Genomic DNA, 22,412 nt, shown 5'->3' with positions numbered 1-22,412 from the left:
GAATAAGCTAGTTGGCCTGATGCACCTCATGGCTGTGGGTGATGTCTACCCCGCCACTGGCCAGCATGATGGACGCTGAGCAGTACTTTTCGGCGGACAAAGCCACCGCCCGTGCTACCTGGTTGTCTTTAAGATTGTTGCCGGTCACCACGAAGTGCAGGTGAATTTTTGTGAACACTGCCGGCACCGCGTCGGCTCGTTCTGCGCTCAGCTCGGTGTGGCAGGCAGTGACGTCCTGACGGCTTTTTTTCAGAATGCTCATGACATCAAACGACGAACATCCGCCCAGCCCCATCAGTACCATTTCCATTGGTCGCGGGCCGCGATTCTGGCCCCCTAGGTCTGCTGGTCCGTCCAGCTGAACGCTGTGGCCGCTGGCGCTGGTCGCTTTGAAGCTGACGTCGCCGGTCCAGTCGATGGTTGCTTTCATCACAGGCTCTCCGCAGGTGTTATTGAGTGTTAATTCCGCCATGGGCGGCAATGGAAACGAATGCGCAAGATGCTAGCACAGAGCGGGTGAAGCGACAGCATCGGCGATAATTAACACAGGGCTAAGCTGCAGCCTGAACTTGACCGGGCTACCGATTGTTGCTGCCCGGAAGGTGCTAACGTGCGTTAAGGATGAAAAATCTGTAAGAAAAGCGCTATGATCAGGTCAAGATATTCCAGTGTTCATTTTTACAGAGGTGCTGCGCAAGCCATGGCCACAATTTTAAAGCCTATTGATGATCGTACCAAACACCTGGATTATTTCCTGTCGCAATGCCATCGCCGTCGTTTCCCGGCGAAAAGCACCATCATTTACGCGGGTGACAAGAGCGACTCGCTGTTTTTCATCGTGAAGGGCTCGGTAACGGTCATTATTGAGGATGAAAACGGGCGTGAAATGATCATGGCCTACCTGAACGTCGGCGACTTCTTTGGCGAGATGGGGCTATTTGACAACCTGGATTGTCGCAGTGCCTGGGTAAAAGCCAAAACCGAGTGCGAAGTGGCGGAAATCAGTTACACAAAATTTCGTGAGATTGCCCAGCAGGACCCAAAGGTTTTGTATTTCATTGGCGAGCAGGTGGCATCGCGCCTGCGTGAGACCACTCGCAAAGTGGGCGATCTGGCGTTTCTGGATGTTACCGGCCGAGTCGCTCGAACCCTGCTGGACCTGTGTAAGCAGCCAGACGCCATGACCCATCCGGACGGTATGCAGATCAAGATTACCCGGCAAGAGATTGGCCGCATTGTGGGCTGCTCCCGTGAAATGGTTGGGCGGGTATTGAAAACTCTGGAAGAGCAGGGCTTGGTGCGGGTAAAAGGTAAGACCATGGTAGTTTACGGTACTCGCTGAGTCGTTTCCCGGCTGTGGCTCTAACGTTGGCCAAACGGGCGGATCAGTCAGCCAGAGCCGCTGCTTTTATCTGCAACCATATGGGCTTGCCCGAGGTCAGTTCCAGAGCATGTACGGAGCGAGTGGTCAAACGCGCCAAAAATGGCGTATTGCCGGCGAGCACCCGCACCAGCGACGTGCCAGGACTTATTTCTTCTGCAATTTCATCGATTCGGCCTTGAATCAAATTCTGGATGCTCTGGTCATGGTTGGCGCTGAGCGCCAGGCTGACATCCCTTGCCAGTACCTGAACCCGCACATCGCTGCCTACCGAAATGCGCGGCTCGCTGGGAAGCCACAGTTGGCCGCCGTCAAATACCGCAAGGCTAAGATGCCACTGGGTATCTTGAGTGGTAATGCGGGCCGGCAGAATAATGGCAGCGCCTTCTTCCAAACCAAAGGGCTGATCGGTGCGCGCCAGGGTCTGTTGTAGAGACCCACTGGCCGTTACCTGCCCCTGGTTCAGCATAACAACGTGATCTGCCAGCCTGGCGACCTCAGTCACTGAGTGGGACACGTACAAAATTGGAATAGCGAGGGTGTCACGCAGGCGTTCCAGGTAGGGCAGGATTTCCCGCTTGCTGGCTTGGTCCAGTGCCGACAATGGCTCGTCCATCAGCAGCAACTGGGGGCTGGTCAGCAGGGCGCGGGCGATAGCCACGCGTTGGCGTTCGCCGCCCGATAACTTTTGCGGCATACGCCTCAGCAGGTGCGCCAGCCCCAGCCATTCTACCGCTTGGTCAAACTGAATCCGGCGCTGGCTAACGGGCACCCGGCGGTAACCGTAGTTCAGGTTGCGCTCTACCGACAAATGCGGAAACAATGAGGTCTCCTGAAACACGTAAGCCAGCGGGCGCTGATGCACGGCGCGACTTTCATGGGCGTTGTGCCAGGTGTCACCGTTCACCACCAGTTCACCGTTGGCAGGCTGCAGCCCGGCGATGCAGCGTAACAAGGTAGTTTTGCCGCAGCCGGAGTGTCCGAACAGCGCGGTTAATCCGCTACCCGGTAAATTCAGATTCACATTCAGGGTAAAGTCACCAATGCGGCAGTGAAAGCGCACCAGAATATTTTTACTTGTGCTCATTTCATCATTCCCGAGTGCACGCGGCCATTCAGTGAATACAGCGCCACTAACACCACAAACGAGAACACCACCATACCGCCGGCGAGCCAGTGGGCCTGGGTGTATTCAATGGCTTCAACGTGGTCGTAGATGGCCACTGACAACACTTTGGTTTCCCCCGGGATATTGCCGCCAATCATCAGTATCACGCCAAATTCGCCAATAGTGTGGGCAAAGGTGAGCACGGCGGCGGTCAAAAATCCCGGGCGGGCCAGTGGCATCACCACGGTAAAGAATCGGTCCATGGGCGAGGCTCGTAACGTAGCGGCTACTTCCAGAAGCTGGTTGTTGATGCCGATAAAGGCGTTTTGCAGGGGTTGCACGGTAAACGGCAGTGAGTAAATCACCGACGCTACCACCAAACCCTCAAAAGTGAATGGCAGTAGCCCAAGGCCCAGCTGTTCGGTAAGTTGCCCTACAACGCCTTTAGGCCCCATCAGCAGCAATAAATAGAACCCCAGAACCGTAGGCGGCAGCACCAAAGGTAAGGCCACTACCGCAGCGATCGGCTGGCGTAGCCAGTGTTGGCTACGGGCCAGCCACCAGGCAATTGGCGTACCCACCACCGTCAGTATCAAGGTAGTCATGGTCGCCAGTTTCAGGGTCAGCCACACGGGCTCCCAGTAAGTTGCCATCATCGTTACGGGCCTATGTTCGCGTCAGTCGGGAATGTCGTAACCGTAGTCTTTTATAATTTTTAGCGCTTGCGGGCTGCGTAAAAATTCCAGCCATTGGCGCGCAACAGGCTTGTCTTTGCCGTGGTTCAGTAGCACCGTTTGTTGGTTGATGGGCGCGTACATCTGCTGCGGCACCACCCACAGAGTGCCATTACTGTTTTGCCAGGCGTTCACCTGAGACAGCGCCACGAAGCCTGCCTGGGCGTTGCTGGTGGCCACAAATTGAAAGGCCTGTGCGATGGAGTCACCGCGCACCAGGCGCGGTTGCAGGGCGTCCCACAGGCTCATGTTTTCCAACACCTGCTGCGCGGCAAGGCCATAAGGCGCGGTTTTCGGATTGGCGATGGCCAGGCGTTTGAAGTCAGCGCTGGCCAGCCAGTTTTGGGGGTCGCTGAACACATCAGGTTCCGGGCTCCACAACGCTAATCTGCCGCGGGCGTAGGTAAAGCGGCTACCGGCAACCGCGCCGCCGGTGTTTTCCAGCATCTGCGGGCGCTCACTGTCTGCGGCCTGAAACACGTCAAAGGGCGCGCCGTTTTCTATCTGGGCGTAGAGCTTACCGGTGGAACCATAACTGGCGGCAACTGAGTGACCGGTGGTTTCTTCAAACAAGGCAATAAGGTAGCGGGTGGTGTCAGTAAAGTTAGCGGCGACCGCAATGCGTAACGGTTCGGCGCCGGCCAGGTTGCCAGCAAAGATCAGCAGCGCAGCGGCAAGGGGGCCTAAAATCGGACGGCTGTAAGTGAACATGCAGTGAGTCTCTGTATTCTAGTGGATTAGACAGGCTGCGTATGACGGTTTGGCAAGAAACCGGTACGAGTACGACTGGCGCGTTAACATGATGCCATCAAGCTCAGTAAAAGACAGGGTAATGGAATGAATTTTAATAGAATTTTAGTCGTTGCTAGCGCGGTCAGTTCGGCGCTTTTTCTCAGCGCTTGCGCCATCACGCCGGATGCCACTCAAGAGAGCGTTACAACGGAAAGCTTGCTGCAAGGCGGCGAATGAATTGTGGAAGATTTAGCGGGTAAAGGCATTATCGACAGCTCGTATATCAGCATCGTGTTCATGGAGGAAAATCGGGTAGGGGGTAGAATGTAAATCAGGTCCGCTTTGGTGATCACGGGGAGTTGCTGCTGAGCACCCCTTCGGGCGACACTATTCGGGCTTTTCAGTCGTCATCCAGGCCATAGTGGTGATATTCACAGTATAGAGGTATTCGCAATGATAAAAATCTTCGAAACAAAAACCGCACCCAACCCACGGCGTGTGCGCATGTTTATGGCAGAAAAGGGCCTGTTGGATGTGGCTGAATTTGTACAAATTGATCTGCAAAAAGGCGAAAACCTGACGCCTGAATTTGCCGCCCGCAACCCGTTCAAAAAAGTGCCGGTGATGGAATTGGACGATGGCACTGCGGTGGCCGAAACCATGGCGATTTGTCGTTATTTCGAGGAAAGCTACCCTGATTCGCCTACATTATTGGGTGACACGGCGTTGGAAAAAACACGGATTGAACAGTGGTTGCGTTGGATAGATTTTTATTTTTTTATGCCCACGGGTATGTGCTTCCAGCACACCAGCGGGTATTTCAGTGATCGCATGAATCCGATTAAGGAATGGGGCGAGGACTGTGGCAAGGCGGTGGTGTCGTTCATGGCTTTTCTGGATGACCATTTGGCAGGCAAAGACTACATCTGCTGCGATCGTTTTACGGCTGCGGATATCAACGCGTTTGCTACCGTTGCTTTTGCGCGGGTGGTGAATATCCGTATCGCGCCAGAGCACTCGAACCTGCAGGCCTGGTTTGACCGCATTAAGGCAAGGCCTTCGGCGAAAGTTTAAATTCGCTACGAAACGGCTGGTATTGAGCTCGGGACGTCAGCTCCGGGTTCGACACTCACCACGCGGTTGCGACCGCCCTGCTTGGCCAGGTAGAGGGCGCTGTCGGCGCGCATGATGGTGGTGTCGATCTGCTCGCCGTTGCTATAGCAAGCGACTCCGAAACTAATGGTCTGCTCGATGCTGTGCCCGCCTACTGCCATAGGCACTCCCCCTAGAGCGCAGCGCAGCTTTTCTGCGACCGCCAGGGCACTGTCCAGTTCGGTGTCTGGCAAAACCACAAGCAGCTCTTCCCCTCCCCAGCGGCACACGATGTCACCGGCACGGACATGATCTTGCAGGCGGCTTGCGGTTTCGATCAGCACGCCGTCGCCCACATTATGGCCGTAGCTGTCGTTAACCCGCTTGAACTTGTCCAGGTCACCCAATATCAGGCTGAACGAATGCCCGTGGCGGGCATAACGAGCGACCAGTTGCTCAAGTGACATGTGAATGGCGTGGCGGTTGAGCAGTCCGGTTAGCTGATCGGTCGACGCCAGGCTTTTGAGCTGCTGCCGGGTTAGAAATTCGGAGCGCCGCAGTTGGCTGAGAGACCCGCTGACCACCATGCCCACAAAAATCATCACCAGCGGATCAAACAGAAACGGTATGAGCTGTTTTTCAACCTGGCGCAGGAATCCGTCATAAGCGGACTGCCACTGCGGGGGTATGGGCGTGCGGCGGAAGATCACGACAGGTCATCCTTGCGAACAGTGTTCACGGGCATGTATATATTTACGATAGTTAACTAAATACCTGCCGGTTACAGCCTCAAATATCCATTTTTGGCTGAACTGCGTCCGTTGAATATACCGCGTTAGCGACCATTGCGAAAAGGTCTATGCAAACAGTTCCTGCAGCTTGGCTCCCGGGTCAGGTGCGCGCATGAAGGACTCGCCGATTAGAAAGCCATAAATGCCGCGGCCGGTCATGGTTTCTACGTCGGCGCGGGTCATAATCCCGCTTTCGGTGATGGTGAGTCGCTCGGGGCCAATGCGCCGATGCAGGTCAAAGGTGGTTTCCAGCGATACCTCAAAGCTGTGCAGGTCGCGATTGTTAATGCCCACCAGCGGGGTGCTGAGGGTAAGGGCGTCTTCCATTTCTTCGCTGTTGTGAACTTCTACCAATACGTCGAGGCCTATTTCGTGGGCGATGCCTTCAAGTTCCTGCATCTGGCCTTTGGTTAGGCAGGCGGCAATCAGCAGTATGCAATCGGCGCCGATGCTGCGGGATTCATATACCTGGTAGGGCGATACCATAAAATCTTTGCGGATAACGGGCAGGCTGCAGGCGTTACGAGCGGCCACCATGTAATCTTCGTGGCCTTGGAAGAAGTCGTGGTCGGTGAGTACGGACAGGCAGGTGGCGCCGCCTTTTTCGTAGCTTTCGGCGATCTGCGCCGGCTCAAATGGGTCACGCAGTATGCCTTTGCTGGGCGACGCTTTTTTAATTTCGGCGATAACCGCAGGTTTTGAGGCTTCTATGCGCTGGCGCAAAGCCTTTGCAAAGCCGCGGGTGCCGGGTTGGTCGCCGGCTCGTGCTTTTAGGTCAGCCAGGCTGGCGGTGCGCTGACGCTGTTCGATTTCCTGCCATTTCCTGTCGACGATTTTGCGCAGGATGGTGGGCGTTTTGTCGTTCTGTGCGTTCATTTTTTTGGGTTCCGTGTTTGTGCTGATCTACTATTCATTTTGCTCAAAAGCATTGGGAAAACGTCGCCAGTTCGGTCAGTTTACCGTTGGCCCGACCGGAGCCTATGGCGTCCAGGGCCAGTTGTACGCCTTCTTTGGCTGTGGGTGCTAGCCCGGCGATATAAATAGCGGCGCCGGCGTTCAGGGCGATCATGTCGCGGGCTTTTTCAGCGCTTTCGTTGCGATCGCGGCCAAAGGCGGCTTTGATCAGGGCCAGAGATTCTTCGGCGGTGTTGACGGTCAAACCAGACAGGGTTTGGCTTTTTATGCCCAGGTCTTCCGGAGTTATTTCATATTCGATAATTTCGCCGTTTTTCAGCTCGGCCACGTGTGTGGTGCTGGCCAGGCTAATTTCGTCCAGGCCGTCTTTCGAGGCCACCACCATGATGTGTTCAGAGCCAAGTTTTTGCAGTACCTCGGCCATAGGGCGGCACAGAGTTTTGCTGAAAACACCCACCAACTGGCGTTTTACACCGGCGGGGTTGGTCATCGGGCCGAGGATGTTAAACAGGGTACGGCAGCCCAGTTCCTTGCGCGGGCCGACGGCGTGTTTCATGGCGCCGTGGTGGGCCGGAGCGAACATAAAGCCAACCCCGACCTGCTCCACGCAGCGGGCGACCTGTTCTGGCGTCAGGCTCAAATTAATACCGGCCTGTTCGATCAGATCGGCGCTGCCACTTTTTGAGGACACCGCGCGGTTGCCGTGTTTGGCGACGAAGCCGCCGGCCGCAGCCACAACAAAGGCGGCCGCGGAAGAGACGTTGAACAGGTTGGCGCCGTCGCCGCCGGTGCCAACGATGTCGACCAACGGTTCGGCGTTGACGTTTACACCAGCCACCAGTTCGCGCATGACTTCTACCGCGCCGGTAATTTCATCCACGGTTTCGCTCTTCATGCGCAGGCCCATCAGCAGAGCACCAATCTGGGCGTTGGTGGCTTCGCCGTTCATGACGATGCGCATCACCTGTTTCATTTCGTCACGGGACATGTCGAGATTTTCAGCGACCCGGTTCAGTGCGTCTTTCATGTCCATTACTTCAGCCTTTATGTTCGATTCGCAGAAAGTTGCGCAGCAGTTCGTGGCCCTGTTCGCTCATGATGGACTCAGGGTGAAACTGCACGCCTTCGATGGCCAGGGTTTTGTGGCGCACACCCATAATTTCTTCCACGCTGCCGTCGCTGTTGCGGGTCCAGGCGGTCACTTCCAGGCATTCCGGCAAGGTGGCCTGTTCAATCACCAAACTGTGGTAGCGGGTAGCCTGCAGCGGGTTGTTCAGGCCGCGGAATACGCCTTTGCTGTGATGGTAAACCGGGGACACTTTGCCGTGCATCACTCGGCCAGCCCGAATCACCTGGCCGCCGAACACCTGGCCGATAGCCTGGTGTCCCAGACAAATGCCCAGTATCGGAATTTTGCCGGCGAAATGGCGGATAACGTCCATAGAAATGCCGGCGTCGCTTGGGGTACAGGGGCCGGGGGAAATCACCAGCCGTTCCGGGTTCAGGGCTTCAATCTGCTCCACGGTGATTTCGTCGTTGCGATGTACCTGCACGTCGGCACCCAGCTCGGCCAGGTACTGCACCACGTTGTAGGTGAAAGAATCATAGTTGTCGATCATCAAAAGCATAATCTGTCCCTCGCCTTAGTGGTCAAAGTCGTTGTAGGTCATGGCGACGGCGCGGAAAATGGCGCGGCCTTTGTTCATGGTTTCTTTCCATTCCAGGCGTGGTACTGAATCCGCGACTATGCCGGCGCCGGCCTGTATGTGCAGGGTGTTGTCTTTGATCACCGCGGTGCGGATGGCGATGGCGGTGTCCATGTTGCCGTTGAACGACAAATAGCCCACGGCGCCGCCATACACGCCGCGTTTGACCGGTTCCAACTCGTCGATGATTTCCATGGCGCGGGTTTTTGGTGCGCCGCTTAAGGTGCCGGCGGGCAGGGTTGCTTTTAATACATCCAGGCAGCTGATGCCGTCTTTTACTTGGCCGGTGACGTTCGAGACGATGTGCATCACGTGGGAGTAGCGCTCAACAGCCATTTTCTCGGTCAGTCGTACGGTGCCGGTTTCCGATACCCGGCCCGCGTCGTTGCGGCCCAGGTCAATCAGCATCAGGTGTTCGGCAATTTCTTTTGGGTCAGCCAGCAGTTCGGCTTCCAGGGCGCGGTCTTCAGCTTCGGTGGCGCCGCGTTTGCGGGTGCCAGCGATGGGCCGCACGGTCACTTCGCGGTCTTCCATTCGCGCTAGAATTTCCGGTGATGAACCCACAATGTGGAAATCGTCCAGATCCAGAAAGTACATGTACGGAGAGGGGTTCAATACCCTGAGTGAGCGATACAGGTTCAGTGGCGGTGCTTCAAATGGAATCGACATGCGCTGGGAGATGACGGTTTGCATTACGTCGCCATCCAGAACGTAGTCCTTGATTATGCCCACCGCTGCTTCGAATTTTTCCTGACTGAAGCCGGACACAAATTCGCTTTCATCCACGGTTTTGCCGCGCAGGTGATCCGGGGTTTTCGGCGCTTGCGCGGTGCTTTGGCGCAGCTGCTGTTCCAGTTTATCCAGGCGCATCTGGGCCTGTTCAAAGGCGCCGTCGTCTGCCGGGCTTACGTGCACAATCAGATGCAGTTTGCCGCGCAGGTTATCGAACACCACCAGTTCGTTGGACACCATTAGCAGGATGTCGGGGGTTCCAATGCGGTCTGGCGGGCAGCTGCTAGCCAGGCGCTTCTCAATGTAGCGAACGGTGTCGTAGCCGAAGTAGCCCACCAAGCCACCGTTGAAACGCGGCAGTTCAGCAAGATCAGGAGCGTGGAAACGTTCCTGATAGCTGGCGATAAAAGCCAGCGGGTCTTCAACCTCGCTGCTTTCTACCAGCTCGCCATGGCGACGGATTTCGATACGGTGATCGAAAACTTTCAGCACTTCCTGGCTGGGCAGGCCAATAATGGAATAACGGCCCCATTTTTCTCCACCCTGAACGGATTCGAACAGGTAGGAATAGGGCCCACTAGCCAGTTTTAGGTAGGTGCTTAACGGGGTATCCATATCCGCCAGTACTTCACGGTACACGGGGATGCGGTTGTAGCCGGCTTGTGCCAGCTCGCGGAAATGTTCGGGGGTCATGATCGGGCTTCCTGAATACTGATCTGCGTTCGGGCTGGCGCAGGGCGTTGTGCCGTGCCGGCCGGGTGGTGGTTTCAAGCGGGCGGCCACCCTCTATCCGCCGGGCTGAGTGTTCAGCCGTTGCGCCATCGCCACCAACGTGTTGCGCGGGTGCTCGGAATACCTCGCGCTGCAATCAGACTCAGTCCCTGCACGGCAGGAATCTCCCAATGTGGTTTACAGATAATCGATAACCTAAGAGGTTACAAAAGCTCGCTCAGGGAATCAACCACGGCATTGGCTCCCAATGCCTGCACGGGGTTGCCAAAGTTGTAGCCGTAAGTAACGGCCACGCACGGAATGCCCGCGGCTTTGGCGGCCTGCACATCGGCCGCTGAGTCACCGACCATTACCGTAGTGGCTGGCCGGCCGTTTAGTTTTTCCATGGCGTGCAGCAGGGGTTCCGGGTCGGGCTTTTTGTTGGCCAGAGTGTCGCCCCCGACGATGAGCTTGAAATAACCGTCAAGTTTTAACTGTTTCAACAAGGGCGCCACAAACTGCTCAGGCTTGTTGGTGACGATTGCCATCGGGCAGCCCATTTGCTGCAGCCGGTTCAGGCACTCTATAACGCCTGGATACACCTTTGCGTGCTGGCCGTTGGCGTTTTCATAGTGCTGGAAGAACAGCGCCATAGCGTCTTCAAATACGGCTTCGTCTGCAGCGTTGGGTGGTTGCCAATCGGCTTTACCCGCCAAAGCGCGCCGAATCAATATCGCGGCTCCGTGGCCTACCCACTGGCGCACCTGATCAATGCCGGCAGGGGGGCGGCCCAGCCGTTCCAGGGTTTGGTCAACGGCAGCGGACAAGTCCAGCGCGCTATCAACCAGGGTGCCATCCAGATCAAACAGGGCGGCGGCTGGCCAGCGTGTGTTAAAAAGGCCTTTCAGAATCATGGCAGGTTCCGTTCAAAAGCCCAGAGTTTTACTGGCGTGTTCAAGTTCGGCGCGCATGGCGTCAATGGTGGCCTTGTAATCATCGGTATTGAAAATGGCTGAACCGGCAACAAAGGTATCGGCACCCGCTTCGGCAATTTCGCGGATATTGTCGGTTTTTACTCCACCATCTATTTCAAGGCGGATATTGTAATCGCTGGCGTCTATACGCTTGCGCGCTTCGCGCAGTTTATCCAGGGTGCCGGGGATGAACTTCTGGCCGCCAAAACCGGGGTTTACCGACATCAGCAGAACCATGTCGAGCTTGTCCATCACATAGTCCATGTACTGGAGCGACGTTGCAGGATTAAACACCAGCCCGGCTTTGCAGCCGCCATCGCGGATCAGTTGTAAAGAACGGTCAACGTGTTGGGACGCTTCCGGGTGGAAGGTAATATAGCTGGCGCCGGCATCCATGAACTTGCGAATCAGGTCATCCACCGGAGACACCATCAGGTGTACGTCAATGGGCGCGGTAACGCCGTGTTTACGCAGTGCCTCGCAGACCATAGGGCCGATGGTCAGGTTGGGTACATAATGGTTGTCCATAACATCAAAATGCACCACATCGGCACCGGCGGCCAATACGTTATCGACTTCCTCGCCCAGGCGGGCAAAATCGGCAGAAAGGATGGAGGGTGCGATCAGGTACGGATTCATGGTTCGCCTCTGGCTGTCGGCCGGAACGGTTCCGGCATTTCGGTATGGTTGGTGCTGCGCGCGACTGCGACTGCTAGTCTATCAGCTCACAAGGGTTTTTCGCAGCGTGAGAGCGCAATGGGTGGCAATGTAAGTGGTGGATAATCGTTTGTTGTTATTTATTGGGTTATTGGTCATGTTGGCCACGCCGTTGGTTCAAGCGCAAGACGAGCCTGCCGATGCGGTTCAGACCAGTGGTGATGCCGCCGTTGCCGATGAGGCAGCGGAACCAAATACAAACCCTGATGATAAAGCGGCGCAGCCAGCTGACGCCCGGCCACAACGGGCCAGCGTGGTAACCGGTCAGGGCGCCATGGCACTGTTGCAGCAGTGGCCGCAGTCTGCGGTGTGGTTAGAGGTCGATAGCGCCGACGACACGCCGAATTCTGTGCTGGCGCTGATTTTCACGCCGCTGGCAAAAGCAGCAACTATTGGCGTTGTGGTGTTGGCAGACGAAGGCCAGAATGCCGGCGAAGGATTTGTGACCGCCTTTGCCGGAAGCTTGGCTGAGCGGGGGTTGGCGGCTCTGACGCTAGGCCTGCGTGCGCCGACGGGTGGATTGAAACGGGTGATGGAGCGCGAACTCCCGCTACCTGAAGCATCGCCCGCTGAGCCAGCCGCGGATGAAGGCCAGGCGCCACAGCCGGTGGCGGCCCAGGTTGCCGGGGCGTCCTCAAACCCAGATCCAGACCCTATGCTGATTGACGTAATGGCGGGTACCGAATGGTCTGAGGCGGAGGTGCAGTATCGCCAGGAAGTGGCTGCGCAGTTACAGGCGGCCATTGGCTATCTGAAACGCGAAGGTTACCCGAAAGTGGTGATTGTGGGCGTTGGCCGGGGCGCCAATTTTGTCACTGCGTTGCCCAAACTGGCCGACAGTGCGGGTCTAGTTTGGCTGTTGCCCAGGTTTTATCCGCGTGACTTTAAAGTGTTGGCCGAACGTTTTATCGAAACCCCCCGTTTACGTGTATTAGATGTGCAGGCTGCGCGGGGTGACCGGTCGCAGAGCGCGATGCAGCGCACGACCGTTATGAATCAGGTTGAGGTTGCGCAGTACCAGCGCCAACGAGTAACGGTGCAAGAGCCTGTGCAAGCGCGGCAAGGTGACGCTTTGGCCAGCCGCCTGGCGGCTTGGATAAAGGCGGACAGCGAGCCGGCTATGGATTAGCCGGCTGCCCGACACCAAACGCAGCGGCCGAACGAGCTACGTCATCACCATTACAATGGCTTATGGCGTTGTTTAATGAACTCCCAGGCTTGCTGATAGCGTAGCAGGCGTTCTTTTGCGACCGCCAGTTCGGCGCGGGTCAGTTGTTGCTGGGCGAGTTTGTCCGGATGTATTGAAGACACTTTGCGGCGCCAAATACGCTTGGCCTCCTGTAAAGAATCGTGGCGGGTAATGCCCAGAATCTCGCAGGCGTCCTGGTAGCTTTTTGGTGCCGGCGGTAGGGTCGCCGCTTGCGGCCACACCTGGGCGGCGTAATGGTCGAATATGTCATCGCTTACGCCTACCGGCAAGCCACTTTGCACTACGGCGTCTTCACAGCGGTAACGTCGCGCCTGTGATGGTCGGCCATGCAGTTGTGCGCTGTGGCACAGGCAAATGGCCAACATGACGGCTCGCCTTGCCAATAGGGGCGTCACCATTTTTAGCCACCAAGCCTTCAGCGGCCCAAGTTGACCGGTGGTTTTGCCTTGGGTGAACCAGCGAACGGCGCGTTTACGCTGGCGCCGATTCAGGCTTAGTGCGACCATCAGCGCTTCGGCGTAGTGAATATCAGCCTTACCAACTGTGCCTTCTGCCTTGGCAATATGGCCGAGGAAAAAGAACAGATAGCGCTGACTGAAAAACGGCAGCCGCTGTTGTTCAAGCAGTTCTTCAGCCTGATTCTGGCAGTGTGTCAGTCGCGGAAGGAGATAGCGCAGGGCGTTATCGAGCCGCCGTGATGCCGGGCGTCTTTTTACCATCGGGAATCTCGGGAATTGGGCGTGCGCAGCTGCCGGTCAAGCCAGCTAAGGCGTTCCGGTGTGCCTACATCCAGCCATTGACCGTCATGATAGACGCCTTTTACCCGATTTGCCCCGGCGGCTTGCTGTAACAATGGCCCGAGCTTGCCGGACTGGTCTGTTAATCCTGCAAACAGCCGGCGGTTAAGCAGGCTGACGCCGGTAAACGTCAGCCTGGGCAGGGTTTCATCACAGCTGATACGGCCATCGGGCTTTAGCGCAAAGTCCCCTTGCGGGTTGTGTGGGGGGTTGTCGGTGAGTACCAGCAACGCGTCGGCATCGCAGGGCGGTTTCAACTCGCGTAAATCAAAATCGCACCAGATGTCGCCGTTAATCACCACGAACCAGTCATCGCCGGCGTCGGTCAGCATGGTCAGCGCGCGTACAATGCCGCCGGCGGTTTCCAGCGGTTCGCCTTCGCGGGAATAACTCAGTTTCACGCCAAAGGCGTCGCCCTTGCCCAGCGCCTTCGCAATCTGCTCGCCAAGCCAGGCCAGGTTGATAATAATGTCGTTAAAGCCGCTGTGTGCAAGGCGCTGCAGGTGGTAATGAATCAGCGGTTGCCCGCCGGCTTGCAGCAGCGGTTTTGGTGTGTGCAGGGTCAGCGGACGCATGCGCTCGCCTTTGCCCGCGGCCAGAATCATAGCCTTCATGGTTGGTGTGCGCCGTGCACCGGGCCCAAGGTGGCTTCCACTGCCGGTACCACAGTGCTCAACAGCCAGTCATGGAACGGGCGTAAAGCCGGTTGGCGGGCGCTCGCACTGCACAAGTATCCAAGGGTGCGGGGAATGTCATTGAGGTAATCCTGCTTGCCATCGCGCAGTGCCAAGCGGGCAAAAATGCCCGCGGCTTTCAGGTGGCGTTGCATGCCCATCAGTTCGAACCATTGGCGGAAGGTGACCGCATCAGCGCTGTGCAGGCTGGCGTTCAGGCTGCTCTGGCGATAGCTTTCCAGCCAGTTCTGAACACGCTCGTGAGGCCACTGCACGTAGCAGTCCTTCAGCAGCGACACCAGATCATAGGTGACAGGCCCCATGACCGCATCCTGAAAATCGATGACGCCGGGGCGCTCGTCGCCGTCCGTTACCAGCAGATTGCGGGAGTGGTAGTCACGGTGCACTGGCACCTTTGGCTGAGCACTGGCACTTTCCCGTAACAGGGTAAATGTGTTGTTTAGCATGGCAAGATCGCTGTTGTTCAGCTCTAACCCTAGCTGTCGCTGTAGCAGCCAGTCGCGGAACAGTGCCATTTCCCTATCCAGTAAATCGTTGCTATAAGCCGCCAGCGGATAGTCAGGGTTATCGGGTAGTTGCTGAATGCGCGCCAATTCCGCCAGTGCGTTGCCGTAAAGTTGGTCGGCGTTAACCGTGTTGAGTTGCCCCAGCAGCAGGCGATCACCAAAATCTTCCATAAGAAGAAGGCCCCGGTCCAGATCTTGCTGCACAATGGCGGGCACCTTAACGCCGTGACTGCGCCAATGTTGAGCTAAGATAACAAAAGGCTGACAGTCTTCGTGCTCGGGTGGTGCGTCCATCACGATAAACGCCTGACCGGCTTGCGCTCCTGATGCTCTTTCCACCCCCCGCGCCTCTTGCCAGTCAGCGCTGCGCCATACCCGAAAATAACGCCGGAAACTGGCATCGCCGGCTACAGGCGCCACGGCGGTGTTTGCAAAGCCGGGGAATTGATTGACCCAGCGGGTCAGCAGTTGCAGGCGGTGATCCATGGCGCGCGGGTTTCCTTAAAGGATGCAAAACCGGTACCCGCAGCTTGGGTGCGGGCTTCTGGAGCACTAAACTACGAAGATCCGCGGTTGGAGTAAAGCCTGCTGCAACGGCAACTGAAAGAAAGTTAAGCTCGCCCGGCGGGGGTTTCCGTTAACAAGCCGGGGGGCGCCGTGTAAACTGTTGAATCTCTCATCCACTGACCACAGGATAACGGCCACCGTGTTATTGCGTAATCACCCACGGAAGCATTCGCTTGGCCGCTTGCCGCGCTCGTTGGTCTGTCTGCTGAGCGGCGGACTCTTGGGTTGCGGCAGTTTGGCTGCGGCAGCACAACCCGCGCCATCGGCGGCTGAAATCGACTGGCGACTGCGCGAGCAACTGCCTGTCGACGCCCAGGCGCGCCTGCCGTCTTTTTGCGCGGGTGGTTATTTATCGGGCGGGAGCGCTGTTGAAGGCAACGATGCGATGATGTCGCAGCGAAGCGGTGCCGGGCAGCCACTGCAAGCCAGCGGCTTGACGGCGCGCTATGAAATCGACAATGAATTGTACTTGCAGGGCGACGTGCGGCTGCGTCAGGGAAGTTTTCAGGTGTCTGGCGCCGAGGCCCGATACCGCCAGGCAGAGGGCCGGGTGGCCATCACCGGTCCTTTGACGAGCCGCGGCCAAGGTTTTTTGCTGACCGGTGATTCCGCCAATTACAACGTCGAAAGCGGTCGCTTAGACATCAACACCGCAACTTTTTTGCTGCACGGGCCGGAGATGCGTGGCCAGGCAGAGAGCCTGTCCCGAGTCGGCGATAACGAAGTGCTTATCAGCCAAGGGCTGTTAACCACCTGCGGCCCGCAGCAGAACGACTGGGCCCTTGTAGCGCAAGAGATCCGTTTGGATCAGGCGAAAGGTTTTGGCACCGCTAAACATTTGCGACTGGAAGTATTAGACGTGCCGGTGTTTTATTGGCCCTGGGTTAGTTTTCCCATTGATGACCGTCGCAAGAGTGGTTTTTTGTACCCGGGATTTGGTACCTCCAACGCCGGCGGCGGTGGTTTTGTGGCGCTGCCTTATTACCTGAATCTGGCGCCCAACTACGATGCCACCATTACCCCCCAGTTCATTGGCGGCCGCGGTCTGTTTACCGAAGTGGAAGGCCGCTATTTGAGTAACTACGGCGAAACAGTACTTCAGCTGGGTTATATTGATAACGATACTTTTTTCCGCGACGAAAATCCGGGCGAAAATGGCCAGCGCTGGGCGCTGGGTGCCACCACCGAAGCGGCCTTGGGCCGAGGCTGGACGGGATACGGCGATTTTGCAGCGGTCAGCGATGACGATTACTTGAGTGACCTGAACCGCAGCCTTGATATCAGCCAGGCTACTCACCTTCAGCGCCGCGGCGGTGTTCGCTATCAGGATGCCAGTCAGTACTTCGATGCGTATCTGAACGATTACCAGACGGTGGCGAAACGCATCGCTGACGTGAACCGGCCTTACGCCCAGTTACCGGAAGTTTTGTATTCCGCCGTAGCCGATACTGGTACCCTTGAACTGGGCGTTGATAGCCAATATACGTATTTTCAGCGGGACAATGACAACCTGACCGGTCTGGATCGTGCGAACGGCCAACGCCTACGCCTGGTACCCGAGGTGGCTCTGCCCATGCGGGCATTCTGGGGCTATAGCCGGCCCTCTGTTAGCGTGGACTATACTCGCTACCAGCTAGAAGATTACACCCTGGGCAGCGGTAACCTTGACCGCACGGTGCCTGTGGCGGAGTGGGACAACGGCTTGTATTTTGATCGTCGAAGCAGCCTGTTCACCGTACCGTTTAACCAGACTCTGGAGCCGCGGTTGTATTACGCCTGGGCTGACGCTGACGCTGACCAGAATCGCATTCCTGATTTTGACACGGACTTGAAGTCCTTCCGCTTTGACCAGCTTTTTCAACGTAACCGCTTTACCGGTGGCGACCGGGTAGGCGATACCAATCAGTTAACGGTGGCATTGACCAGCCGTTTTAACGATCTGCTAACCGGTGCCGAACGTGCCCGTTTCAGTGTGGGTCAGATCCAGTATTTTGAAAGTCGTGACGTCAGTTTGTTTGGCGTGGGTGCGGAAGACCGTAGCCGGTCGCCGATGGCGGCGGAAGTAGTGCTGAACCCGCTGGATACTCTGGAAATTCGCAGTTCCCTGCTGTGGGATCCAGACGCTAACCAAACCGAGGAAGGCCGCAGTCAGTTAACCTTCCATTCTCCCGATTACCGCTATCTGGCCAGCGTGGGCCATACTTACAGCAAAGGCAATACCGCGGCGACCCAGCTGGAACAAGCCGATGTGGGCGTGGTGTTCCCGGTCAGCAACCGCCTGAGCCTGATCGGGCGCTGGGTGCACGACACTGATCTGGACCGTACCGTGGGGTCGCTGGCGGGAGTGGAATACAATAATTGTTGCTGGAGCCTGCAGGTGGTACACCAGAATTACTATACCGACGACCAAGAACTGGACAGCCGTATACTGTTCCAGATTCAGCTTAAAGGCCTGGGGGGCACCGGCGGCGCCTCTACCAGCGTTGCCGACGCCATTTATGGTTTTGATGAGCGCGAACGCCGTCGCTTTGGCGCGCCGTAACACAATTTTGGAGCTTTTAAACGCTATGCCACTGTTTAACAATGAGGTGACTATGAAGGCGACCTTTCGCCACTGTGTAACATCCCTGATGCTGGTGTTGGCATTGTTGCCGCTGGCGGCTCAGGCCGAGCGCCAGCTGCTGGACCAAGTAGTTGCGATTGTCGATGACGACGTGATTCTGGCCACCGAGCTGGACGCTCGCATCAACACCATTGTTACCCGGCTGCAAGCTCAGGAAACGACCTTGCCGCCGCGCAGTTTACTGCAGGAGCGGGTGCTGGATCAGCTGATTACCGAATCGGTACAGCTGCAGATGGCGGGCAAAATGGGCATGCGCATCAGCGATAACGAACTCAACGAAACCATGATCAGTATCGCCGGTCGCAATGGCATGAGCCTTGAGCAGTTCGAGCAGCAGTTGGTTAGCGAAGGCGTCAGTTACCGTGACGCCCGCGAGCAGATCCGCAATGAACTTCTTACCAGCCGGGTTCAGCAGCGTCAGGTGGGCAGCCGCATTCGGGTAACAGACCGCGAAGTGGAAAACTATCAGCAGGCGCAACAAGCCGGCGGTGGCAATACCGCCGAGTATCGCCTGTCTTACATCTTTATTGAAACCGAGGATCCCGGCAGCGATACGTCGGTAGAAGCTGCTCGTAGCAAAGCCGAGACACTGCGCCAGCAGATTGTGGAAGGTCGGGATTTTCGCGCGGTTGCGGTAGCAGAATCGGATGCCAGCAACGCCCTTGAGGGCGGCGACATGGGCTGGCGCGTTGAAAGCCAGTTGCCGTCTCTGGTCGCTCCAGTGGTGCCAGACCTGGTGGTGGGCCAGCCGTCCGAAGTATTGCAGAATAGCAGCGGTTTTCACTTGGTGATGGTGATGGAGCAGCGCGGTGGCGAACGGCAGAAATTGGTTCAGCAAAACCGGGTAAGGCATATTCTGGTGCAGCCGTCTGACGCGATCACCGAGGCCGAAGCCGAGGATAAGGTCCGCGATCTTTTTGAAAAATTGCAAAACGGCGCCGATTTTGCCGAACTGGCTAAGGCCGAGTCAGACGACACAGTGTCGGGTTCTGACGGTGGTAATCTGGGTTGGGTAAACCCCGGGCAGATGGTGCCAGAATTTGAACAGGCTATGCAAAATGCCACCGTGGGGCAGATTGAAGGCCCGGTGCGTTCGCAGTTCGGTTGGCATCTGTTGCAAGTGCAAGAGCGTCGGCAGAAAGACATGAGCGACGAATTCCGCGAATCTGAAACTCGCCAGACCCTATATCAACGCAAGTTCGAAAATGAACTGCAGAACTGGCTGCGGGAAATTCGTGATGAGGCTTTTGTCGAGTTCAAGCCGGGCTATGCCGAAAATAGTGACACTGAGGCCTCCGCAAACATAGATGCCAGTGCATCATGAGTGAGGGAATTACCCTCGCCGTGACCGCTGGTGAACCTGCCGGCATTGGGCCTGAATTGTGCTTGCAGCTGGCAGGCCAAGAGCGGCAGGTAGGCATTGTTGTGGTAGCCAGCCAGCTATTGCTGGAAGCCCGTGCCCACTTGCTCGGGTTAAGCGTTCGGCTGCTAGCCTGGCAGCCCGGCGTGGTAGCCACTAAGGCCGCCGGCGAGCTGTCGGTCATGCACGTTAACGGCTGTAATAGTAACCAAGCTGGCCAGCTAGACACCGGCAACAGCCAGTACGTGCTGGATACCCTGACCTGCGCTGCCGAAGGCTGCCTGAACGGCAGTTTTGACGGCATGGTGACCGCGCCGGTGCATAAAGGCGTGATTAACGACGCCGGCATCGCTTTTAGTGGCCACACCGAGTTTCTGCAGGAATTGTGTGGTGTTGAACGGGTTGTGATGATGTTGGCCACTGAAGAATTGCGGGTGGCACTGGTGACCACCCACTTACCCCTTAAAGACGTGTCTGCAGCGATAACGCCCGAGCGCTTGAGCCAAGTGGTGCGGATTCTGAACGCCGATCTGAAAACGTTTTTCAATATTGCCCGGCCGCGCATTCTGGTGGCCGGTCTGAACCCCCACGCCGGCGAAGGCGGGTATTTGGGGCGCGAAGAAATCGAAGTGATTGAACCCACACTGGATCAGTTGCGCGCTGAGGGCATAGCTCTGACTGGCCCGCTGCCAGCAGACACCCTATTTACGCCGCACTGGCTTGATAACGCAGACGTCGCGCTGGCGATGTTTCACGATCAAGGCCTGCCAGTGCTGAAATTTCAGGGTTTTGGCCGCGCGGTAAATATTACCCTCGGCCTGCCCATTGTGCGCACCTCGGTGGACCATGGCACTGCGCTGGATTTGGCCGGTACCGGCAAAGCCGACGGCGGCAGCCTGCTAACAGCCATTCGCGTGGGTGAACAAATGGCCCGTGGTTTGCGCGCCAATCAGATGAAGAGAGAAATACCGTGAGTAGACAACCCGGCCATCAGGCCCGCAAGCGCTTTGGCCAGAACTTCCTGCACGACCCCGGCGTTATCGAGCGTATTGTCCGCTCTATTGCCCCCAAGCCCGACCAGTCTATTGTAGAAATTGGCCCCGGCTTGGGCGCCATCACCGAAGAAATTCTGGCGGTGAACCCGCGCCTGCAGGTGGTGGAGCTGGATCGCGATTTGATACCCATATTGCGCACCAAGTTCTTTAACTATCCAGAGTTTCGAATTCACCAAGCCGACGCGCTGAAGTTCGACTTTAAAGAACTGGCGGGCGAGCAGCCGCTGCGGATTATTGGCAACCTGCCCTATAACATTTCAACGCCGCTGATTTTTCACTTGCTGGCCCAGAGCGGCGTGGTTAAGGACATGCACTTCATGCTGCAAAAGGAAGTGGTGCAGCGTATGGCGGCGATTCCGGGCGACAACAATTATGGCCGTCTTGGCATCATGACCCAGTATTTCTGCAAAGTGCAGCCGCTGTTTGAGGTTGGGCCGGATGCCTTCCGCCCTGCGCCAAAAGTGGATTCGTTCATTGTCCGGCTGGTGCCCTATGCTACCTTACCGCACCCGGCTAAAGACCTGGGCACGCTGCAGGCGGTGGTGCGCAGCGCGTTCAACGCCCGCCGTAAAACCCTGCGTAAGGCCCTGGGCGGTTTTGTTACCGCCGCCGAGCTCCAGCAGTTAGGGATCAATGATGGCCTGCGCCCGGAAAATCTAGGCTTGGCGGATTATGTCGCCATTGCTGACTATCTGGTGACACGTGCACCCGGTGCTGACATCGAGGCGCCCGTGAGTGATCGTCTATGAGTGAGTATGCCGTTGGCGACATTCAAGGGTGTTACGACGCTTTGCAGCAGGTTTTAGACAAGGTTGGATTCTCGCCGTCGCGGGACCGCCTGTGGGTAGCGGGAGATTTAATCAACCGTGGTCCGCAGTCCCTGAAAACACTGCGCTATATTGCCAACCTGGGCACCAGCGCCGAGGTGGTTTTAGGCAATCACGACTTGCACCTGCTAGCCGTTGCTATGGCGGATCACAAGACAAAGCGTAAAGACACTCTCGACAGCATTCTTGCAGCGCCTGATCGCGATCAGCTGCTGAACTGGCTGCGCCAGCAGAAACTGTGCATGTATGATCCCAAGCGCGATCTGTTTATGGCCCACGCTGGATTGCCTCATATCTGGACGGTGGAGCAGGCCTGCATTCGCGCGCGCGAAGTGGAACAGGTGATCCGTGGCCCGCAAGCCGCCGAATATTTTGCCGGCATGTATGGCAATCAGCCGGCAGGCTGGCAACCTGGCCTGAGCGGCATGGACCGCTGGCGGGTGATCACCAATTACTTCACCCGCATGCGCTTTATCTCCGCCGATGGCGCTTTGGAATTGACGGCCAAAGAATCGGTGGACACCGCACCCGAGGGCTTTGCGCCCTGGTTTGATTATGCCCGCGACGACAACACCCGGGTGGTATTTGGCCATTGGGCCGCGCTGGAGGGTCACACCGGACACAAACGCTTTATCGGCCTGGATACCGGCTGTGTCTGGGGTGGAGCATTGACCATGATGAACCTGGATAGCGAGGAGATCACCTGCTGTGACTGCTAAGCATGCTGAATCGGGGCTGGCTGGCTACGCCGACGGGCAGGTTATAGCTCGTCCAGCGTTGATGATATGGGCTTTGGTAACCGGTGCCCTGCTGGCACTGACTGCAGTGATGGCGGGTGCCTTTGGCGCCCACGGCCTGCGCAATGTGGTTGATGCTCGCGGCTTGGAAGTATTTGAAATGGCGGCGACTTACCAGATGTACCACGCCCTGGGACTGGTTTTGGTAGCCGTACTGGCCGGCTTTGGCTTATCGCGCAAGCTGCTGACGGTGGCGGCGGCTTTTATGCTTGCCGGTGTGGTCTTGTTCAGCGGCAGCCTGTATGCGCTGGTGCTGGTTCAAGCCAAGGGTATTGGCCTTATTACGCCGATTGGCGGGGTGTGTTTCATGCTCGGCTGGCTGCTGCTTGTGGTGGCGGCACTGACATTTAAAACGGATTCAAAGCGGGTTGAATAAGGTACG

General features: G+C 57.0%; 24 protein-coding genes. 10 read left to right on the top strand and 14 right to left on the bottom strand.

What is annotated here, in order from left to right:
- Window positions 1-7: 7 nt before the first annotated feature.
- Window positions 8-430, bottom strand: a complete 423-nt coding sequence (locus tag MIH19_RS20110; RefSeq protein WP_249006554.1) for an OsmC family protein — start codon at window positions 428-430, stop codon at window positions 8-10.
- Between the two features lie 270 nt (window positions 431-700).
- Between MIH19_RS20110 and crp the strand changes: the two genes are divergently transcribed.
- A complete protein-coding gene (crp, locus tag MIH19_RS20105; RefSeq protein WP_249006553.1) occupies window positions 701-1,342 on the top strand; it encodes a cAMP-activated global transcriptional regulator CRP in 642 nt (213 codons plus the stop codon).
- A 43-nt stretch (window positions 1,343-1,385) separates the two neighbouring features.
- Here the strand turns inward: crp and modC are convergent, their stop codons facing one another.
- Genes modC through modA form a run of 3 tightly spaced genes read right to left on the bottom strand, consistent with a single transcriptional unit; the run spans window position 1,386 to window position 3,934 of the window.
- The gene (modC, locus tag MIH19_RS20100; protein ID WP_249006552.1) at window positions 1,386-2,468 is read right to left on the bottom strand and encodes a molybdenum ABC transporter ATP-binding protein; all 1,083 of its coding nucleotides are present in this window, start codon (window positions 2,466-2,468) and stop codon (window positions 1,386-1,388) included.
- Window positions 2,465-3,145: a molybdate ABC transporter permease subunit gene (gene modB / locus MIH19_RS20095; RefSeq protein WP_249006551.1), complete on the bottom strand. Its 681-nt coding sequence runs from the start codon at window positions 3,143-3,145 to the stop codon at window positions 2,465-2,467. The genes modC and modB overlap by 4 nt, the downstream gene beginning before the upstream one ends.
- Window positions 3,146-3,166: 21 nt before the next feature.
- Window positions 3,167-3,934 carry a molybdate ABC transporter substrate-binding protein gene (gene modA / locus MIH19_RS20090; RefSeq protein ID WP_249006550.1) on the bottom strand — a complete coding sequence of 256 codons (768 nt, stop codon included), beginning with the start codon at window positions 3,932-3,934 and terminating at the stop codon, window positions 3,167-3,169.
- Between the two features lie 126 nt (window positions 3,935-4,060).
- Here modA and MIH19_RS22500 point away from each other — a divergent pair, with 126 nt between their 5' ends.
- Together MIH19_RS22500 and MIH19_RS20085 are read left to right on the top strand one after the other, a co-directional pair.
- Window positions 4,061-4,192 carry a hypothetical protein gene (locus MIH19_RS22500; RefSeq protein WP_283164071.1) on the top strand — a complete coding sequence of 44 codons (132 nt, stop codon included), beginning with the start codon at window positions 4,061-4,063 and terminating at the stop codon, window positions 4,190-4,192.
- Between the two features lie 216 nt (window positions 4,193-4,408).
- The gene (locus MIH19_RS20085) at window positions 4,409-5,029 is read left to right on the top strand and encodes a glutathione S-transferase family protein (RefSeq protein WP_249006549.1); all 621 of its coding nucleotides are present in this window, start codon (window positions 4,409-4,411) and stop codon (window positions 5,027-5,029) included.
- 5 nt (window positions 5,030-5,034) lie between these two features.
- Here the strand turns inward: MIH19_RS20085 and MIH19_RS20080 are convergent, their stop codons facing one another.
- The 7 genes from MIH19_RS20080 to rpe form a co-directional block, all read right to left on the bottom strand.
- Window positions 5,035-5,757 carry a GGDEF domain-containing protein gene (locus MIH19_RS20080; protein ID WP_249006548.1) on the bottom strand — a complete coding sequence of 241 codons (723 nt, stop codon included), beginning with the start codon at window positions 5,755-5,757 and terminating at the stop codon, window positions 5,035-5,037.
- Window positions 5,758-5,904: 147 nt separating this feature from the next.
- The gene (gene trpC, locus MIH19_RS20075) at window positions 5,905-6,714 is read right to left on the bottom strand and encodes an indole-3-glycerol phosphate synthase TrpC (RefSeq protein WP_249006547.1); all 810 of its coding nucleotides are present in this window, start codon (window positions 6,712-6,714) and stop codon (window positions 5,905-5,907) included.
- 43 nt (window positions 6,715-6,757) lie between these two features.
- Window positions 6,758-7,786, bottom strand: a complete 1,029-nt coding sequence (trpD, locus tag MIH19_RS20070; protein ID WP_249006546.1) for an anthranilate phosphoribosyltransferase — start codon at window positions 7,784-7,786, stop codon at window positions 6,758-6,760.
- 4 nt (window positions 7,787-7,790) lie between these two features.
- Window positions 7,791-8,381 (bottom strand): aminodeoxychorismate/anthranilate synthase component II, encoded by a 591-nt coding sequence (locus MIH19_RS20065; protein ID WP_249006545.1) that lies wholly within the window; start codon window positions 8,379-8,381, stop codon window positions 7,791-7,793.
- 15 nt (window positions 8,382-8,396) lie between these two features.
- On the bottom strand, window positions 8,397-9,884 hold the full coding sequence (gene trpE / locus MIH19_RS20060) for an anthranilate synthase component I (protein WP_249006544.1): 1,488 nt from the start codon (window positions 9,882-9,884) through the stop codon (window positions 8,397-8,399).
- 242 nt (window positions 9,885-10,126) lie between these two features.
- A complete protein-coding gene (locus MIH19_RS20055; protein ID WP_249006543.1) occupies window positions 10,127-10,816 on the bottom strand; it encodes a phosphoglycolate phosphatase in 690 nt (229 codons plus the stop codon).
- Between the two features lie 12 nt (window positions 10,817-10,828).
- A complete protein-coding gene (gene rpe / locus MIH19_RS20050; protein WP_249006542.1) occupies window positions 10,829-11,515 on the bottom strand; it encodes a ribulose-phosphate 3-epimerase in 687 nt (228 codons plus the stop codon).
- A gap of 148 nt (window positions 11,516-11,663) precedes the next feature.
- Between rpe and MIH19_RS20045 the strand changes: the two genes are divergently transcribed.
- Entirely contained in the window at window positions 11,664-12,722 is a 1,059-nt protein-coding gene (locus tag MIH19_RS20045; RefSeq protein ID WP_249006541.1) for a DUF3530 family protein, read from the top strand.
- Window positions 12,723-12,772: 50 nt separating this feature from the next.
- On the opposite strand, the gene MIH19_RS20040 is transcribed toward MIH19_RS20045, so the two are convergent.
- Genes MIH19_RS20040 through MIH19_RS20030 form a run of 3 tightly spaced genes read right to left on the bottom strand, consistent with a single transcriptional unit; the run spans window position 12,773 to window position 15,287 of the window.
- Window positions 12,773-13,522 carry a molecular chaperone DjlA gene (locus tag MIH19_RS20040; RefSeq protein WP_249006540.1) on the bottom strand — a complete coding sequence of 250 codons (750 nt, stop codon included), beginning with the start codon at window positions 13,520-13,522 and terminating at the stop codon, window positions 12,773-12,775.
- Window positions 13,516-14,214, bottom strand: coding sequence for an N-acetylmuramate alpha-1-phosphate uridylyltransferase MurU (murU, locus tag MIH19_RS20035; protein ID WP_249006539.1), 699 nt, complete (start codon window positions 14,212-14,214; stop codon window positions 13,516-13,518). The genes MIH19_RS20040 and murU overlap by 7 nt, the downstream gene beginning before the upstream one ends.
- On the bottom strand, window positions 14,211-15,287 hold the full coding sequence (locus MIH19_RS20030) for a phosphotransferase (RefSeq protein WP_249006538.1): 1,077 nt from the start codon (window positions 15,285-15,287) through the stop codon (window positions 14,211-14,213). The genes murU and MIH19_RS20030 overlap by 4 nt, the downstream gene beginning before the upstream one ends.
- Before the next feature lie 220 nt (window positions 15,288-15,507).
- On the opposite strand from MIH19_RS20030, the gene MIH19_RS20025 reads away from it, so the two are divergent.
- From MIH19_RS20025 to MIH19_RS20000, 6 genes are read left to right on the top strand one after another with little or no spacing between them, the layout of a single operon-like run.
- Window positions 15,508-17,910 (top strand): LPS-assembly protein LptD, encoded by a 2,403-nt coding sequence (locus tag MIH19_RS20025; RefSeq protein WP_249006537.1) that lies wholly within the window; start codon window positions 15,508-15,510, stop codon window positions 17,908-17,910.
- Between the two features lie 52 nt (window positions 17,911-17,962).
- Entirely contained in the window at window positions 17,963-19,315 is a 1,353-nt protein-coding gene (locus MIH19_RS20020) for a peptidylprolyl isomerase (protein WP_249006536.1), read from the top strand.
- On the top strand, window positions 19,312-20,325 hold the full coding sequence (gene pdxA, locus MIH19_RS20015; protein ID WP_249006535.1) for a 4-hydroxythreonine-4-phosphate dehydrogenase PdxA: 1,014 nt from the start codon (window positions 19,312-19,314) through the stop codon (window positions 20,323-20,325). Before MIH19_RS20020 ends, pdxA begins: the two co-directional genes overlap by 4 nt.
- Window positions 20,322-21,155 (top strand): 16S rRNA (adenine(1518)-N(6)/adenine(1519)-N(6))-dimethyltransferase RsmA, encoded by an 834-nt coding sequence (rsmA, locus tag MIH19_RS20010; RefSeq protein WP_249006534.1) that lies wholly within the window; start codon window positions 20,322-20,324, stop codon window positions 21,153-21,155. Before pdxA ends, rsmA begins: the two co-directional genes overlap by 4 nt.
- Complete coding sequence (locus MIH19_RS20005) at window positions 21,152-21,952, top strand: symmetrical bis(5'-nucleosyl)-tetraphosphatase (protein WP_249006533.1); 801 nt, start codon at window positions 21,152-21,154, stop codon at window positions 21,950-21,952. The genes rsmA and MIH19_RS20005 overlap by 4 nt, the downstream gene beginning before the upstream one ends.
- Window positions 21,942-22,406 carry a DUF423 domain-containing protein gene (locus MIH19_RS20000; protein ID WP_249006532.1) on the top strand — a complete coding sequence of 155 codons (465 nt, stop codon included), beginning with the start codon at window positions 21,942-21,944 and terminating at the stop codon, window positions 22,404-22,406. Before MIH19_RS20005 ends, MIH19_RS20000 begins: the two co-directional genes overlap by 11 nt.
- Window positions 22,407-22,412 lie beyond the last annotated feature (6 nt).

It is taken from the genome of Marinobacter sp. M1C (assembly GCF_023314135.1).
Classification (GTDB): domain Bacteria; phylum Pseudomonadota; class Gammaproteobacteria; order Pseudomonadales; family Oleiphilaceae; genus Marinobacter.
This window is presented reverse-complemented; position numbering and strand designations above follow the sequence as displayed.